The 15,625-nt window shown below is 36.6% G+C and carries 17 protein-coding genes and 1 other annotated feature; all 17 genes read left to right on the forward strand.

Translation table 11 applies throughout. The features are described from left to right. Positions 1-20 precede the first annotated feature (20 nt). Positions 21-1,175, forward strand: a complete 1,155-nt coding sequence (ftsZ, locus tag ILT06_RS05655) for a cell division protein FtsZ (RefSeq protein WP_000888983.1) — start codon at positions 21-23, stop codon at positions 1,173-1,175. Between the two features lie 257 nt (positions 1,176-1,432). Next, the gene (gene spoIIGA, locus ILT06_RS05660; protein WP_048563202.1) at positions 1,433-2,350 is read left to right on the forward strand and encodes a sigma-E processing peptidase SpoIIGA; all 918 of its coding nucleotides are present in this window, start codon (positions 1,433-1,435) and stop codon (positions 2,348-2,350) included. A gap of 19 nt (positions 2,351-2,369) precedes the next feature. Then, positions 2,370-3,089: an RNA polymerase sporulation sigma factor SigE gene (sigE, locus tag ILT06_RS05665; RefSeq protein ID WP_000976947.1), complete on the forward strand. Its 720-nt coding sequence runs from the start codon at positions 2,370-2,372 to the stop codon at positions 3,087-3,089. 157 nt (positions 3,090-3,246) lie between these two features. Further along, the gene (gene sigG, locus ILT06_RS05670; RefSeq protein ID WP_000197753.1) at positions 3,247-4,026 is read left to right on the forward strand and encodes an RNA polymerase sporulation sigma factor SigG; all 780 of its coding nucleotides are present in this window, start codon (positions 3,247-3,249) and stop codon (positions 4,024-4,026) included. Between the two features lie 172 nt (positions 4,027-4,198). Next, entirely contained in the window at positions 4,199-4,477 is a 279-nt protein-coding gene (locus ILT06_RS05675) for a YlmC/YmxH family sporulation protein (RefSeq protein ID WP_142289349.1), read from the forward strand. Between the two features lie 120 nt (positions 4,478-4,597). Continuing rightward, complete coding sequence (gene pgeF, locus ILT06_RS05680; protein WP_064475091.1) at positions 4,598-5,416, forward strand: peptidoglycan editing factor PgeF; 819 nt, start codon at positions 4,598-4,600, stop codon at positions 5,414-5,416. Then, the gene (locus ILT06_RS05685) at positions 5,413-6,087 is read left to right on the forward strand and encodes a YggS family pyridoxal phosphate-dependent enzyme (RefSeq protein ID WP_064474973.1); all 675 of its coding nucleotides are present in this window, start codon (positions 5,413-5,415) and stop codon (positions 6,085-6,087) included. The genes pgeF and ILT06_RS05685 overlap by 4 nt, the downstream gene beginning before the upstream one ends. Positions 6,088-6,106: 19 nt before the next feature. Beyond that, positions 6,107-6,577, forward strand: coding sequence for a cell division protein SepF (locus tag ILT06_RS05690; protein WP_064474974.1), 471 nt, complete (start codon positions 6,107-6,109; stop codon positions 6,575-6,577). A 6-nt stretch (positions 6,578-6,583) separates the two neighbouring features. Beyond that, positions 6,584-6,847 carry a YggT family protein gene (locus tag ILT06_RS05695; RefSeq protein WP_064474975.1) on the forward strand — a complete coding sequence of 88 codons (264 nt, stop codon included), beginning with the start codon at positions 6,584-6,586 and terminating at the stop codon, positions 6,845-6,847. Positions 6,848-6,862: 15 nt separating this feature from the next. After that, a complete protein-coding gene (locus ILT06_RS05700) occupies positions 6,863-7,630 on the forward strand; it encodes a YlmH family RNA-binding protein (RefSeq protein ID WP_088047255.1) in 768 nt (255 codons plus the stop codon). A gap of 89 nt (positions 7,631-7,719) precedes the next feature. Continuing rightward, a complete protein-coding gene (divIVA, locus tag ILT06_RS05705) occupies positions 7,720-8,226 on the forward strand; it encodes a septum site-determining protein DivIVA (protein ID WP_001131609.1) in 507 nt (168 codons plus the stop codon). A 51-nt stretch (positions 8,227-8,277) separates the two neighbouring features. Further along, positions 8,278-8,501, forward strand: a binding site (T-box leader). Between the two features lie 71 nt (positions 8,502-8,572). Continuing rightward, positions 8,573-11,338 (forward strand): isoleucine--tRNA ligase, encoded by a 2,766-nt coding sequence (gene ileS2 / locus ILT06_RS05710; protein ID WP_088047256.1) that lies wholly within the window; start codon positions 8,573-8,575, stop codon positions 11,336-11,338. Between the two features lie 157 nt (positions 11,339-11,495). After that, positions 11,496-11,825 (forward strand): TraR/DksA C4-type zinc finger protein, encoded by a 330-nt coding sequence (locus tag ILT06_RS05715; protein ID WP_001004658.1) that lies wholly within the window; start codon positions 11,496-11,498, stop codon positions 11,823-11,825. Positions 11,826-11,949: 124 nt separating this feature from the next. Further along, positions 11,950-12,408, forward strand: a complete 459-nt coding sequence (lspA, locus tag ILT06_RS05720; protein ID WP_000642186.1) for a lipoprotein signal peptidase LspA — start codon at positions 11,950-11,952, stop codon at positions 12,406-12,408. Between the two features lie 4 nt (positions 12,409-12,412). Continuing rightward, positions 12,413-13,327 (forward strand): RluA family pseudouridine synthase, encoded by a 915-nt coding sequence (locus ILT06_RS05725; RefSeq protein WP_222654919.1) that lies wholly within the window; start codon positions 12,413-12,415, stop codon positions 13,325-13,327. A gap of 197 nt (positions 13,328-13,524) precedes the next feature. Beyond that, positions 13,525-14,067: a bifunctional pyrimidine operon transcriptional regulator/uracil phosphoribosyltransferase gene (gene pyrR / locus ILT06_RS05730; protein ID WP_001156490.1), complete on the forward strand. Its 543-nt coding sequence runs from the start codon at positions 13,525-13,527 to the stop codon at positions 14,065-14,067. 146 nt (positions 14,068-14,213) lie between these two features. Then, positions 14,214-15,497 (forward strand): uracil permease, encoded by a 1,284-nt coding sequence (uraA, locus tag ILT06_RS05735; RefSeq protein WP_064474979.1) that lies wholly within the window; start codon positions 14,214-14,216, stop codon positions 15,495-15,497. The last annotated feature ends 128 nt before the right edge of the window (positions 15,498-15,625 follow it).

A 15,625-nucleotide genomic window follows, 5' to 3' on the forward strand; every position in this document is an offset into this window, starting at 1 on the left:
GGTTCTAGGGGGATTTCGACATGTTAGAGTTTGATACTACTCAAGATCAATTAGCGAATATAAAAGTTATCGGTGTCGGCGGTGGCGGAAACAATGCTGTAAACCGTATGATTGAACACGGTGTACAAGGTGTAGACTTTATCGCTGTGAATACTGATGCACAAGCATTAAATCTATCAAAAGCTGAAACAAAAATGCAAATTGGTGGAAAATTAACACGTGGACTTGGTGCAGGTGCAAACCCTGAAGTAGGGAAAAAAGCTGCAGAAGAAAGTAAAGAACAGATCCAAGAAGCACTTCGTGGTGCAGATATGGTCTTCGTAACTGCTGGTATGGGCGGCGGAACTGGAACTGGTGCAGCTCCAGTTGTTGCTCAAGTTGCAAAAGAATTAGGTGCATTAACAGTTGGTGTTGTGACACGTCCATTTACATTTGAAGGACGTAAGCGTGCAACACAAGCAGCATCTGGTATTGCGGCATTTAAAGAAAATGTAGATACACTTATTGTAATTCCAAACGATCGCTTATTAGAGATTGTTGATAAAAATACGCCGATGTTAGAAGCATTCCGTGAAGCAGATAACGTATTACGTCAAGGTGTTCAAGGTATTTCTGATTTAATTGCAACACCAGGTTTAATTAACTTAGACTTCGCAGACGTAAAGACAATTATGTCTAATAGAGGTTCTGCTTTAATGGGTATTGGTTCTGGTAATGGAGAAAATCGTGCTGCTGAAGCTGCGAAAAAAGCGATTTCTAGTCCGTTATTAGAAACATCTATTGATGGAGCTCAAGGTGTTATCATGAACATTACGGGTGGAGCTAACCTAAGCTTATATGAAGTACAAGAAGCGGCAGACATTGTAGCTTCAGCTTCAGATCCAGAAGTAAATATGATCTTCGGTTCTGTTATTAATGAAGGATTAAAAGATGATATCGTTGTAACTGTAATTGCAACTGGTTTTGATGATAGTGCTTCGACGCAGCCACCAAAACCAATTATCCGTCCGACTGCGAATCACACGCAACAACAGCAACAGCAAGTAGCTCAACCTTCAAAACAACGTGAAGTTAAGCGTGAAATGAAACGTGAAGAGCCGGTTGTGCATGAGCGTCATACAGATTCAGATGACATCGATATTCCAGCATTCTTACGTAACCGTCGTAGACGATAAAAGAAAAGGAGCTTTCATGCTCCTTTTTTGTTTTATACAGGGAAAAGATCTGCTAAGCAGGTCTTTTTTTATTTTATATATTTCGATTTATATGAAAATAAAAAATATAGTATTCTATGAAACTTATACTTTTATTTTTTACCGACAGATTTTGTCTAGAAAACACAAAATAACAAAAAAACACCTCCGCAAATTGACACACTTTCCTATTGGATATGCATTATACTAGTCTCAACTTAAAAAAAGAGGTGAATTGTTTGGTTGTTTACGCCGACGTTGTTTGGTTGTTAAACGCCTGCATTGATTTTCTTTTACTTTTATTAACAGCAACCGTGTTAAAAAAGAAGATCAAAAGATGGAGGCTTGTGTTAGGGGCATTTATAGGTTCAACCATTGTTATTTTTGCCTTTACTCCTTTTGCTTCTATGATGACACATCCAATTATGAAACTACTGTACTCGTTACTTATTGTGTATACAGCATTTGGGTTTACAACGTTTAGAAACTATACACAAACTGTTTTTACTTTTTACTTTGTAACCTTTATGGTTGGCGGAGGGTTAATTGGGACTCATTTCTTTTTGCAAACGAATGAAATGGTAAATGGATTGGTTCAATCTCAATCAATTTCTTACGGTGATCCAATTAGCTGGTTGTTTGTTGTTTTTGGTTTTCCAGTAATTTATTATTTTTCTAAAAAGCGTATTGAAAGCGTAGAGGTTACAAAAATACACTATGATCAAATTGTGAAATTGAAAATTCAATTAGCCGAAGAGGAACTAGAACTCGCAGGTTTAATTGATAGTGGGAACCAACTTTACGACCCGTTAACAAAAACACCCGTTATGATTATGCATATCTCATCATTAGAGCATTGCTTGCCAACTTGGTTAACAGAACAAATTTATTCCAAAACAGAGATTCCTCAAATACCAGAAAATGATTCTGGGTGGGCGACAAAATTACGCTTAATTCCTTTCAGAGCAGTAGGAGTAGAGAATCAATTTTTATGGGCAATTAAGCCAGACAGTGTGCAAATTTATCATGAAGGTAGTTCTATTGTAGTTAGCAAAGTATTGATTGGATTAAATACACAACAGCTGTCAACCAATGGCGAGTATCAATGTATTGTGCATCCGAAAATGTTAATTTCGCAAAAAATGGTTATTGCTTAATAATGAGAGGCGGGATAATATGATGAAATTAAAATTTTATTTAGTATACCTTTGGTATAAAGTATTGCTGAAATTAGGAATTAAGACCGATGAAATTTATTACATTGGTGGAAGTGAAGCGTTGCCACCACCGTTAACGAAAGAAGAAGAGGAAGTTCTTTTGAATAAATTGCCAAAAGGAGATCAGGCAGCAAGATCGTTACTGATTGAACGCAACTTACGGTTAGTTGTATATATAGCAAGAAAGTTTGAAAATACAGGGATAAACATTGAAGATTTGATTAGTATAGGAACAATCGGCCTTATTAAAGCAGTGAATACATTTAATCCAGAAAAGAAGATAAAATTAGCAACATATGCCTCACGTTGTATAGAAAATGAAATTTTAATGCATTTGCGTCGGAATAATAAAAATCGTTCAGAAGTTTCTTTTGACGAACCGCTTAACATCGATTGGGATGGGAATGAACTTTTGTTATCAGATGTATTAGGTACAGATGATGATATTATTACAAAAGATTTAGAAGCTACTGTAGATCGTCATCTTCTAATGAAAGCATTGCATCAATTAAATGATCGTGAAAAACAAATTATGGAACTTCGGTTTGGGCTTGCTGGAGAAGAAGAAAAGACGCAAAAAGATGTGGCGGATATGCTTGGGATTTCACAGTCATACATTTCGCGTTTAGAAAAAAGAATCATAAAAAGATTACGAAAAGAATTTAATAAAATGGTGTAAAGAATAAGACCAGCCGTTATCTAGGCTGGTCTTATTCTCTTTCGTTGTATGAGAAGAGACAACGAAAATGAAAAATGAAGAGAAAACCGCATGCATAAAATCCCCTTCAAAGGAAATACTTTACACTGTACAGCAACTCCCGATAGGAGGGAACACTTTGACGAGAAACAAAGTAGAAATTTGCGGTGTTGATACAGCTAAACTTCCCGTACTAAAAAATGATGAAATGCGTAAATTATTTCGTGAAATGCAAAGTGGAGAGATAAGCGCAAGAGAGAAATTAGTGAATGGAAACTTACGTCTTGTACTGAGCGTCATCCAAAGATTTAATAACAGAGGAGAATATGTTGACGATTTATTTCAAGTTGGTTGCATCGGACTTATGAAATCCATTGATAACTTTGATTTAGGCCAAAATGTAAAATTTTCAACGTATGCTGTGCCGATGATTATTGGGGAAATACGCAGATATTTGCGTGATAATAATCCGATTCGTGTATCTCGATCATTACGAGATATTGCGTATAAAGCGTTACAAGTAAGAGAGAAATTGATTGCAGAAAATTCAAAAGAACCAACAGCAATGGATATTGCAAAAGTGCTTGAAGTGACTCATGAAGAAATTGTTTTTGCATTAGATGCGATTCAAGATCCAGTTTCATTATTTGAACCGATTTATAACGATGGGGGAGATCCTATCTTTGTAATGGATCAGTTAAGTGATGAAAAACAAAAGGACGAGCAGTGGGTTGAAGAGTTAGCACTGAAAGAAGGGATGAAGCGTTTAAATGATCGTGAGAAAATGATTATTCGAAAACGTTTCTTTCAAGGAAAGACACAAATGGAAGTTGCAGAAGAAATTGGGATTTCTCAAGCACAAGTGTCACGTTTAGAGAAATCAGCTATTAAACAAATGAATAAAACGATTCAAGGATAAGGTTTCACCATTTATGGTGAAACCTTTTTATATGTAATATAGTTTGTCTTCGCTCATAGTAGGGAAGCTGTGTTCATATAATGAAAATAATATGGAATTAGTAGAGGGTGCTTCCTGTTAATTTGAGAAACAGTGTTTTTTCAATTCGTCATATATAAGGGAGAGGATGAAAATGAAAAGAATTTCAGAGTTACAGATGAAAGAGATAATAAATGTTTCAGATGGAAAAAGGCTTGGGAATATTGGAGATATTGAAATTGATATGAACACAGGGAAGATCGGGTCTATTATTATTTCCAAACAGGCACGTATGTTGGGGATCTTTGGAAAGGATGTAGAAATTGTAATTCCTTGGGAGGAAATTATGAAAATTGGGGAAGATGTCATACTTGTAAGAGTAAATCCTGTTAATTCTGTAACAGAATCAATACAAACACCGACAATTTCATAAAGAATATTACAAATTCCTCTTTTTTTTCTGTTGGCATTATGAAAAAATAAAAGTATGGTAAAATAGACAGGAAGTACCATGCTTTTTTATGTTATTTTAATTAAAAGGAGCCGCTTTGTTATGAGAGAACCATTTAAATATGTGGACGGTATATTGTATTTACAAGCGTGGAAAGAACTTGGAAACATTACTGCTGGATTTACGACAAAAGATGATGGGGTAAGTACGGGCTCCTTTCATGCGATGAATTTAGGATTACATGTGAATGATATCGTGGAGAATGTTCATGAAAACAGACGCATTTTAGCAAATAAGTTACAAAAACCATTAGAAAACTGGATTTGCTCTGAACAAGTTCATGATCATCATGTTGAAAAAGTAGGACAACAGGAAAAAGGAAGTGGCGTCTATTCATATGAAGACGGCATTTCAAAAACAGATGGCATTTATACGACTAATAATGATGTTCTTCTAACATCATGTTACGCGGATTGTGTTCCACTCTATTTTTATGCGCCATCACATGGTATGATAGGACTTGCGCATGCTGGATGGAAAGGGACTGTAAAAGAGATTGCAAAGGAAATGATTCAAAAATGGAATGCAGAAGGGGTTTCAAGCGATGAAATTCATGTTGCAATTGGACCAGCAATTGGGTCTTGTTGTTACGTTGTTGATGATAGAGTGTTAACAGCAGCAGAGCAAGTAGTAAACGGTTCTGTCCCTTATAAAAAAATTTCTGATGGGCAGTACGCAATTAATTTAAAAGAAATTAATCGTATATTATGTGTACAAGCAGGCATAAAAGAAGAGAATATTGTAATGTCATCTCTTTGTACAAGCTGTGAAAAACAACTATTTTTCTCTCATCGTCGTGATCAAGGTAAGACGGGGAGAATGTTGAGTTTCATAGGTTTTAAGGAGGAAGAAAGCAAGTGACAGTACAAAAAAATTTAACAACTGTAAACGAAGAAATTAAACAATCTTGCGCACGAGCGGGACGTTCTTTGCAAGATATTAAACTCGTTGCAGTTACAAAAACGGTAGGAATTGAAAAGACAAACGAAGTAATTGAAGCTGGAATTAGCGATTTAGGTGAAAATAGAAATGAAGGTTTCTTACAGAAGTACGAACATTTCGGTTCAAAAGTGAATTGGCATTTTATTGGATCATTACAAACGAGAAAAGTAAAAGAAATCATTAATGAAATTGATTATTTACATTCGTTAGATCGACTTTCACTTGCAAAAGAAATTCAAAAACGTGCTGATAAGAAAGTGAAATGTTTTATTCAAGTGAAAACATCATCTGAAGAATCAAAGCAAGGATTGGCAATAGAAGAAACCGTTTCTTTCATTCAAAGTTTGCAAGAATTGGATAAGATTGAAGTGGTTGGACTAATGACAATGGCTCCGTTTACAGAAGAAGAGGACGAAATCAGACGCTGTTTTAAGGAGTTACGTATGCTACAAACAGAGGTGCAGGAGCTAGAATTATTACATGCGCCATGTAAAGAATTATCAATGGGAATGTCTAATGATTACACGATTGCAATTGAAGAAGGTGCTACATATATTCGTTTGGGGACGATTTTAGTAGGAAAAGCGTAAAAGGAAGGAGAATCTTATTATGAGTTGGTCAAAAGTAAAATACTTCTTTTTTGATACACCGGAAGAAAAAGAAGCAGCTCAATATAGTTATGAAAAGGAGCAAACAGACATGAAGAAGCAGCAAGATCCGCCAGAACAACAAGATGTTACGTTTCCAAAAGCGCAACCGAAACAAAATGTTGTGAGCATTGAAACGGCAAAGCAATCTTCAAAAGTTGTTTTATTAGAACCACGCACATATTCGGAAGCGCAAGGGATTTCGGACCATTTAAAAGGTAGACGAGCTGTTGTGATTAATTTACAACGAATGTCTACTGATCAAGCTGTACGTATCGTTGACTTTTTAAGTGGTACTGTATACGCTATAGGCGGGGATATTCAAAAAATAGGACCGAAAACATTTATGTGTACACCTGAAAATGTAGATATTGTTGGTGCAATTTCAGAGTTATTCGGTGAAGAAGAAGACACAAATATAAAGAGGTGGTAATACGCCATGGAAACAGTTTTAAGGCTTTTAGTTTATGCTATCGAGATTTACTCGTGGGCACTTATTATTTACATTCTCCTATCATGGTTCCCGGGTGCAAAGGAATCAACTTTCGGAGATATTCTTGCGCGTATTTGTGAACCGTATTTAGAACCATTTCGCAGATTTATTCCGCCGCTTGGTATGATTGATATCTCTCCACTCGTTGCGATTTTCACGTTAAAGCTTGCTACGAATGGTTTAATAAGTATATTCAACTATTTCTTATAGTAAGAGGTTAAATAAATGAGCATCTATGAACATTTCAGACCCGATGAAGAGGTCTTTGTGGATAAGGTGTTAGAGTGGAAGCGAGCAGCGGAGTACCATCAAGTGAAGTTAACAGACTTCCTTGATCCAAGACAACAACAAATTGTCACTATGGTAATAGGACAAGGGGATGTTGCTGTACAGTTTGATGGTGCAACGCCTCATGCAGAGCGTAAGAGAGCACTCATTTATCCGGACTATCTAGTAGTGAATGAAGAGGAATTTCAAGTAGAAGTATTGGAAATTGACTATCCTTCCAAGTTTTATACGCTAGAACATAGGCAAATATTAGGTACATTTATGTCTCTCGGTTTAACGAGAGAAAAATGTGGTGATATTTTGCTTCAAGAAGATCGTGCCCAAATTGTAGTCGCGAAAGAAGTTGTATCTTATATTGAGATGAACTTACAATCTATAGCAAAAGTGAAAGTCTCCTTATCACCAGTGCAAGGAGAAAAAATTCTACAGATGCAAGAAACGTGGGGAGAGAAATCTGGAACGGTTTCTTCACTTCGTTTAGATGTTATGTTAGCTGAAATGTTACATATATCCAGACAAAAAGTACAACCTTTCATAAAAAATGGTTTAGTAAAAGTTAATTGGAAAACAGTGGAGCAAACTTCTTATGAATGTTATCCAGGAGATGTTTTTTCAGTAAGAGGATATGGACGAAGTAAATTGTTTTCTGTAGAAGGTAGAACAAAGCGCGACAAATGGAGAATTTTGTATGGTATACTAAAATGATTGGTTTTTTAGAAGGAAATCCTCCTATTTTGTCGAAGAAAAGATATAATTGAAAGAGGAAATTTAGATAACTACTTGGAGGTGGCGTTGTGCCGTTAACACCATTAGATATTCATAACAAAGAATTTGGTCGCGGATTCCGTGGCTATGATGAAGATCAAGTAAATGAGTTTCTTGATCAAATTATCAAAGATTATGAATTAGTCATTCGTGAGAAAAAAGCTTTAGAAGAAAAAGTTGCGCAATTAGAAGGGAAGTTAGATCATTTCTCTAATATTGAAGATACGTTAAACAAATCTATCATCGTTGCACAAGAAGCAGCGGAAGAAGTAAAACGTAATGCGCAAAAAGAAGCAAAATTAATCGTACGTGAAGCAGAAAAGAATGCAGACCGTATTATTAACGAAGCGTTAGTAAAATCAAGAAAAGTTGCTTTTGATATTGAAGAGCTAAAGAAACAAGCGAAAGTATTCCGCACTCGTTTCCGTATGTTATTAGAAACACAGCTTGAAATGTTAAACAACGATGATTGGGATAAACTAATTGAGTTAGAAGACGAAGTAGATGAACTGTTGAAAAAAGAAGAAACAGTGTAAGCTTGACGTTTTTCTCATTATTACATATAATTTTAAACAACATATTTATTAAGAAAAACGAAGATAGGGATAAGTACCTTTTCAAACCTTATATAGCGAACTGAGGATGGTGTAAGCTCAGGATAAGGAGATAATGGGAATATCACCCTGGAGTTCCGCGCTGAACAAATAGAGTAAGCGTAGGCGTATATTCGCGTTAAGAATATAAAGAGGATTGTATACATACGTATAGGATCTACTAGGGTGGTACCGCGGGAGACTTTCTCGTCCCTTTTTGGGATGAGAAGGTCTCTTTTTTATTCCGTTTTTTAAGTGTTTCTTTTATACATGTAAGGAGGAATTGAGCATGGAGTACAAAAATACATTACTAATGCCAAAAACAGAGTTCCCAATGCGTGGGAATTTACCAAAACGTGAGCCTGCAATGCAAGAACAGTGGGCTGAAATGAATATTTATGAAAAGGTACAAGAACATACGAAAGGTCGTCCTTTATTTGTACTGCATGATGGACCTCCATATGCGAATGGTGACATTCATATGGGACATGCATTAAATAAAGTGTTAAAAGACTTTATTGTTCGTTATAAATCAATGACTGGTTACTGCGCACCATATGTACCAGGTTGGGATACACACGGTTTACCAATTGAGCAAGCTTTAACAAATAAAGGTGTAAAGCGTAAAGAAATGACAGTTGCTGAGTTCCGTAAGTTATGTGCAGAGTATGCATATGAACAAGTAGAACGTCAACGTGAACAATTTAAGCGTCTAGGTGTACGTGCAGATTGGGATAACCCATATATTACTTTAGAGCCGGCTTATGAAGCGCAACAAATTAAAGTGTTCGGTGATATGGCGAAAAAAGGTTATATTTATAAAGGACAAAAACCAGTTTACTGGTCTCCAACGAGTGAATCAGCTTTAGCAGAAGCTGAAATTGAATACCAAGATAAAAAATCAGCATCTATTTACGTAGCATTCCCTGTAAAAGATGGAAAGAACGTATTAGAAGGTGATGAGAAATTCATTATCTGGACAACAACACCTTGGACGTTACCTGCAAACTTAGGTATTTCTGTTCACCCAGAACTTGAATACGCTATTGTAAAAGTAAATGATGAAAAATATATTATTGCTTCTGAACTATTTGAGACAGTTGCAAAAATGTTAGAGTGGGAAAATGCTGAAGTTGTGAAAACGGTAAAAGGTAGCGAACTTGAGTATACAGTTGCAAAACATCCATTCTACGATCGTGATTCATTAGTTATGCTAGGAGATCACGTAACAACAGATGCAGGTACAGGTTGTGTTCATACAGCACCAGGGCACGGGGAAGATGACTTCGTTGTTGGTAAAAAGTATGGATTAGAAGTACTTTGCCCAGTTGATGATAAAGGTGTATTAACAAATGAAGCACCTGGATTTGAAGGCTTATTCTATGATAAAGCTAACAAGCCAATTGCAGAAAAATTAGAAGAAGTAGGCGCGTTACTGAAACTAACATTCATTACGCATTCATACCCACATGATTGGAGAACGAAAAAACCAATTATTTTCCGTGCGACAGCACAGTGGTTTGCATCTATTGAAGCGTTCCGTAAAGAATTATTAGAAGCTGTTGCGGAAACAAAATGGGTACCAGCATGGGGAGAAACTCGTCTTCATAATATGGTTCGTGACCGTGGTGACTGGTGTATTTCTCGTCAGCGTGCATGGGGTGTACCAATCCCTGTATTCTATGCAGAGAATGGTGATCCAATTATTACAGATGAAACAATTAACCATGTAGCAGATTTATTCCGTGAGCACGGTTCTAACGTATGGTTTGAGCGTGAAGCGAAAGATCTATTACCAGAAGGATTTACACATATAGGTAGCCCAAATGGTGAATTCCGTAAAGAAACAGACATCATGGATGTATGGTTCGATTCAGGTTCTTCTCACCAAGCAGTATTAGAAGAGCGCGAAGACTTACAACGTCCAGCTGATTTATATTTAGAAGGATCTGACCAGTATCGTGGTTGGTTTAACTCTTCATTATCAACAGCAGTTGCTGTAACAGGTAAAGCTCCATATAAAGGCGTACTAAGCCATGGTTTCGTATTAGATGGTGAAGGACGTAAAATGAGTAAGTCGATTGGAAACATCGTCGTACCGAAGAAAATTATGGATCAATTAGGTGGAGATATTTTACGCTTATGGGTATCTTCTGTTGACTATCAATCTGATGTACGTATTTCAGATGATATTTTAAAACAAGTAGCAGAAGTGTATCGTAAAATCCGTAACACATTCCGTTTCTTATTAGGAAACTTAGATGACTTTAAGCCAAGTGAAAATACAGTAGCTGTAGCTGAACTTCGTGAAGTAGATCGTTACATGTTAGTGAAATTAAATGACTTAATTACAAAAGTAAAAGAAGCATATGAAACATACGACTTCGCTGCTGTGTATCATGCAATTCATAACTTCTGTACAATTGATTTAAGTTCATTCTACTTAGACTTTGCAAAAGACATTTTATACATTGAAGGTGCAAACCATGAAGATCGTCGTGCAATTCAAACTGTATTATATGATGTTCTTGTTGCATTGACGAAACTTGTAACACCAATCTTACCGCATACAGCTGATGAAGTATGGCCATACATTCCAGGTGTAACAGAAGAAAGTGTACAACTAACTAACATGCCAGAAGCTGTACAATTAGATGGTGCGGAAGCATTAAAAACAAAATGGGATGCATTTATGACGCTGCGTGATGACGTATTAAAAGCGTTAGAAGTAGCTCGTAATGAGAAAGTAATCGGTAAGTCATTAAATGCAAGTATTACGCTATATCCGACTGTAGAAATGAAAACTATGTTAGAGTCTATTAGCGAAGACTTGAAGCAATTATTCATCGTTTCTGAGTATAAACTTGGTGGTATGATGGAAGAAGCGCCAGCAGATGCGCCAAAATATGAGCATACAGCGGTTGTTGTTGCTCAAGCAACTGGTGAAACATGTGAACGTTGTTGGGTAGTTTCAGAAACAATTGGTAAAGATGCTGAACATGCAACATTATGTGAGCGTTGTGCAACAGTTGTTAAAGAAAACTATGTAAAATAATAAAAAAACTGACTGTGCATAAGTACAGTCAGTTTTTTTATTGATGATATATTAAAATAACTTTCACTCTCTTTCCTATGAAGGAAAAATGTGTGTGAGGTAAGCATAGAAATTTCGGACACACTAATCGTACATTGCAGCTGGGAGGAATGTACACGTGAATGAAATGTATATGGAAATCAAAGAAGAATTGCAATTGATGCGAAAAGAGTTACAAGAGAGGCTAGCTAAAGAGGTCATGCACAAATATGATACAGAGTTTAGCGAAGAGCTTGGATATGAAATTAAGGAAGAGATAAAGAAAAAACTCCTATTACATGATATAAAAGAGGACTTAAAAGATGTAGAACGTGCATTATTTAAAATGGAGATAGATATGTATGGTATTTGTGAAGAAACGGGGAGAGCAATTTCGGTAAAACAAATGAAGACGATGCCGACTGCCCGTACCATTCATGAATTTTTCTATGAAAAAGTAAATGTATGAATGCGCACAACGATATTATATTACCTTTTTTAAATTTATTTTATTCTTCTATAAAGGTTCATTGTGAAAAGGTTGCAGCTATGCTAAAATTTTGAGGTACACTGTCTTTGTGGGGGAAATGAAAATGATATATTATGTAATAGCGTTATTTGTCATTGCCATCGATCAAATATCGAAATGGCTAATTGTAAAGAACATGGAATTGGGTACGAGCATTCCGATTATCGATAATGTATTATACATAACATCACATCGAAATAGAGGAGCTGCCTGGGGGATTTTAGAAAATAAAATGTGGTTTTTCTACATTATTACAGTCGTTTTTGTAGTATTTATCGTAATTTATATGCAAAAATATGCGAAAACAGACAAACTTCTAGGGATTTCATTAGGTCTAATATTAGGCGGAGCAATTGGTAATTTCATTGATCGTGTATTTAGACAAGAAGTAGTGGATTTCATTCACGTGTATATTTTCTCGTACAACTATCCAGTATTCAATATAGCTGATTCAGCATTATGTATTGGTGTTGTATTAATTATTATTCAAACATTATTAGAAGGCAAGAAAACGAAGGAGTAATTGAATGAGTGAAGTAGTACAAGTAACAGTTGCAGAAGAACAAAAAAGTGAGCGAATTGATAAATTCGTTGCAGAAATAAACAGTGAATGGTCACGTTCACAAGTACAACAATGGATTAAAGATGATGTCGTTACAGTTAATGGAAAATCGGTAAAAGTGAATTATAAAGTTAAAGAAAACGATGAAATTACAGTAACGATTCCTGATCCAGAAGAGTTAAATATCCAAGCAGAAGATATGGGCTTAGAAATTTATTATGAAGATGCAGATGTACTCGTTGTAAATAAGCCACGTGGTATGGTTGTACATCCAGCTCCAGGGCATACAAGCGGTACGCTTGTAAACGGACTTATGCACCATTGTACAGACCTGTCAGGTATTAACGGTGTAATGCGTCCTGGTATTGTGCATCGTATTGATAAAGATACATCTGGACTATTAATGGTTGCTAAAAATGATGTGGCGCATGAGTCACTTGTAAATCAACTTGTAGCAAAAACAGTAACAAGACGTTACAAAGCGATTGTACACGGTGTGATTCCGCATGATAAAGGAACGATCGATGCACCAATTGGTCGCGATAAGAAAGAACGTCAAAGCATGACAGTTGATGAAAATGGTAAGAATGCTGTTACGCACTTCCAAGTGTTAGAACGCTTTAAAGATTTTACACTTGTAGAATGTCGCTTAGAAACGGGACGTACGCACCAAATTCGTGTTCATATGAAATATATTGGCTATCCACTTGCAGGAGATCCGAAGTATGGTCCGAAGAAAACATTAGACATGAATGGACAAGCACTTCACGCAGGTATTTTAGGGTTTGACCATCCCCGTACTGGTGAATATATTCAGTTTGAGGCACCGATTCCAGAAGTGTTTGAAGACGCATTAAATATTTTACGGAAATATTATTGACAAATCATAAGAAAACTGAGATACTGACAACAGTTAAATAATGATCCTTTAACACAGCCCCGTGAGGTTGAGAAGGTAACGGTTTGAAATGCATAGGGTATGTTGTACCCTTTTTTCAAAAGTCCTCTCGCACACGCTGAGAGGACTTTTTTTATACCATTACTCTCACGCAAGAAAAAAGCTTGGAGGTGTAGAGCATGCAAGAGAAAGCTGTCGTTTTAGATGACCAAATGATTCGCCGCGCTTTAACACGAATTAGTCATGAAATCGTGGAACGAAATAAAGGTGTCGATAATTGTGTTCTTGTCGGAATTAAAACGCGTGGAATTTTTATTGCACAACGTTTGGCAGAACGAATTGGTCAAATTGAAGGAAAAGAAATGGAAGTTGGAGAGCTAGATATTACGTTATATCGTGATGATCTAACACTACAATCGAAAAATGAAGAACCACTTGTAAAAGGTTCTGATATCCCTGTAGATATTACGAAGAAAAAAGTTATCCTTGTGGATGATGTATTATATACAGGAAGAACAGTTCGAGCAGCAATGGATGCTCTTATGGATTTAGGTAGACCATCACAAATCCAACTGGCGGTTCTTGTTGATAGAGGTCATCGTGAACTACCAATTCGCGCTGATTATGTAGGAAAGAACATTCCAACATCAAGTGAAGAGCGTATCGAAGTTGATTTGCAAGAGACAGATCAACAAGATCGAGTAAGCATATACGATAAGTAAAGCCCTTTTAAATGTAGTCCTGTGAGGCTGCCAAAGGGTCTTGGCTTTCATATGTCAAATTTGGCATACGAAAGTGTAGGACTCTTTGTGCACAGGCACAAAGAGTTTTTTTATTGCAAAGATTTAAACTGAAGGAGGATGTAACAATGGAACAAAAGCCAGTATTAGACGTTAATGAAGTACCGAAACCGGGAAAATGGTTATTTTTAAGTATACAACATTTGTTCGCGATGTTTGGATCAACAGTGCTTGTTCCGTTTTTAACAGGATTGAATCCGTCAGTAGCATTAATATCAAGTGGATTAGGAACGCTAGCGTTTCTTCTTATAACGAAAGGTCAAGTACCTGCCTATCTAGGATCATCATTCGCCTTTATCGCACCGATTATAACAGCGAAAACAGCAGGTGGACCTGGAGCAGCAATGCTCGGTGGTTTGCTAGCAGGGCTTGTGTATATCTTAATCTCACTCGGAATTAAGAAGTCAGGATCAGAGTGGATTATGAAATTACTTCCGCCAATCGTAGTTGGTCCAGTCGTAATGGTAATCGGTCTCGCTTTAGCACATACAGCAGTTAACATGGCGATGAACGGTGCGGATGGCAAATATAGCTTTACACACTTTTCAGTAGCATTAGTAACATTAGCAATTACAATTATCTGCTCTATATTCGGAAGAGGATTTTTCAGTATCATACCAGTGCTACTGGGCATTATCGGCGGATATATCTTCGCTTACTTCCAAGGGCTAGTAAATTTAAAGCCGGTGGCTGAGGCAAAATGGTTTGTTGTACCAGATTTCACAGTGCCATTTGTAACATATACTCCGGAGTTTTCGTGGAAGATTGTACTCTTGATGGTACCAGTTGCACTAGTAACAATTTCAGAGCATATCGGACATCAAATTGTACTTGGAAATGTTATTAAAAGAGATTTAATTGAAAAACCAGGCTTACATCGCTCGATATTCGGTGATGGTATAGCAACATTAATTGCATCACTAATCGGTGGACCACCGAATACAACGTATGGTGAAAACATTGGTGTGCTAGCAATTACGAGAGCATACAGCGTATACTTATTCATCGGCTCAGCAGTGTTCGCAATCATGTTCGGATTTATCGGTAAGATTTCGGCACTGATTCATTCGATCCCAACACCGGTTATGGGTGGAGTATCAATCTTACTATTCGGTGTAATCGCATCAAGTGGATTACGCATGATGGTAGATGAGAAAACGGACCTAAGTGACAAACGAAACTTAATGATTGCATCAGTAATACTAGTAATCGGTATTGGTGGAGCGGTACTGCAAGTAGGAGAATCGTTCCAAGTAGAAGGAATGGCACTAGCAGCAATTGTAGGTGTACTATTAAATCTACTACTACCGGAAACGAAACAAATAAAACAATCTAAGCAGATTGCTTCATAATAATAACCTTTTAATTCAGTCCTGTGAGACCGGAAAGGGTGGCTTCTTTCTTGCACCCTAGTCTCACACGACTAGGGTATTTTTATGCAAATGTTGTTATAAAAATACAAAAGTGGTAACATAAAAAT

It is taken from the genome of Bacillus sp. 17RED48 (genome assembly GCF_019837545.1).
Lineage (GTDB): Bacteria > Bacillota > Bacilli > Bacillales > Bacillaceae_G > Bacillus_A > Bacillus_A wiedmannii.

Excerpts from the sequence above, each read along its gene's own strand:
- pyrR (WP_001156490.1), top strand. The coding sequence starts at position 13,525 with ATGCAAGAGAAAGCTGTCGTTTTAGATGACCAAATGATTCGCCGCGCT.
- ILT06_RS05700 (WP_088047255.1), top strand. The coding sequence starts at position 6,863 with ATGAGCATCTATGAACATTTCAGACCCGATGAAGAGGTCTTTGTGGAT.
- ILT06_RS05695 (WP_064474975.1), top strand. The coding sequence starts at position 6,584 with ATGGAAACAGTTTTAAGGCTTTTAGTTTATGCTATCGAGATTTACTCG.
- ileS2 (WP_088047256.1), top strand. The coding sequence starts at position 8,573 with ATGGAGTACAAAAATACATTACTAATGCCAAAAACAGAGTTCCCAATG.
- ftsZ (WP_000888983.1), top strand. The coding sequence starts at position 21 with ATGTTAGAGTTTGATACTACTCAAGATCAATTAGCGAATATAAAAGTT.
- ILT06_RS05675 (WP_142289349.1), top strand. The coding sequence starts at position 4,199 with ATGAAAAGAATTTCAGAGTTACAGATGAAAGAGATAATAAATGTTTCA.
- uraA (WP_064474979.1), top strand. The coding sequence starts at position 14,214 with ATGGAACAAAAGCCAGTATTAGACGTTAATGAAGTACCGAAACCGGGA.
- lspA (WP_000642186.1), top strand. The coding sequence starts at position 11,950 with ATGATATATTATGTAATAGCGTTATTTGTCATTGCCATCGATCAAATA.
- ILT06_RS05725 (WP_222654919.1), top strand. The coding sequence starts at position 12,413 with ATGAGTGAAGTAGTACAAGTAACAGTTGCAGAAGAACAAAAAAGTGAG.
- ILT06_RS05690 (WP_064474974.1), top strand. The coding sequence starts at position 6,107 with ATGAGTTGGTCAAAAGTAAAATACTTCTTTTTTGATACACCGGAAGAA.
- sigE (WP_000976947.1), top strand. The coding sequence starts at position 2,370 with ATGATGAAATTAAAATTTTATTTAGTATACCTTTGGTATAAAGTATTG.
- pgeF (WP_064475091.1), top strand. The coding sequence starts at position 4,598 with ATGAGAGAACCATTTAAATATGTGGACGGTATATTGTATTTACAAGCG.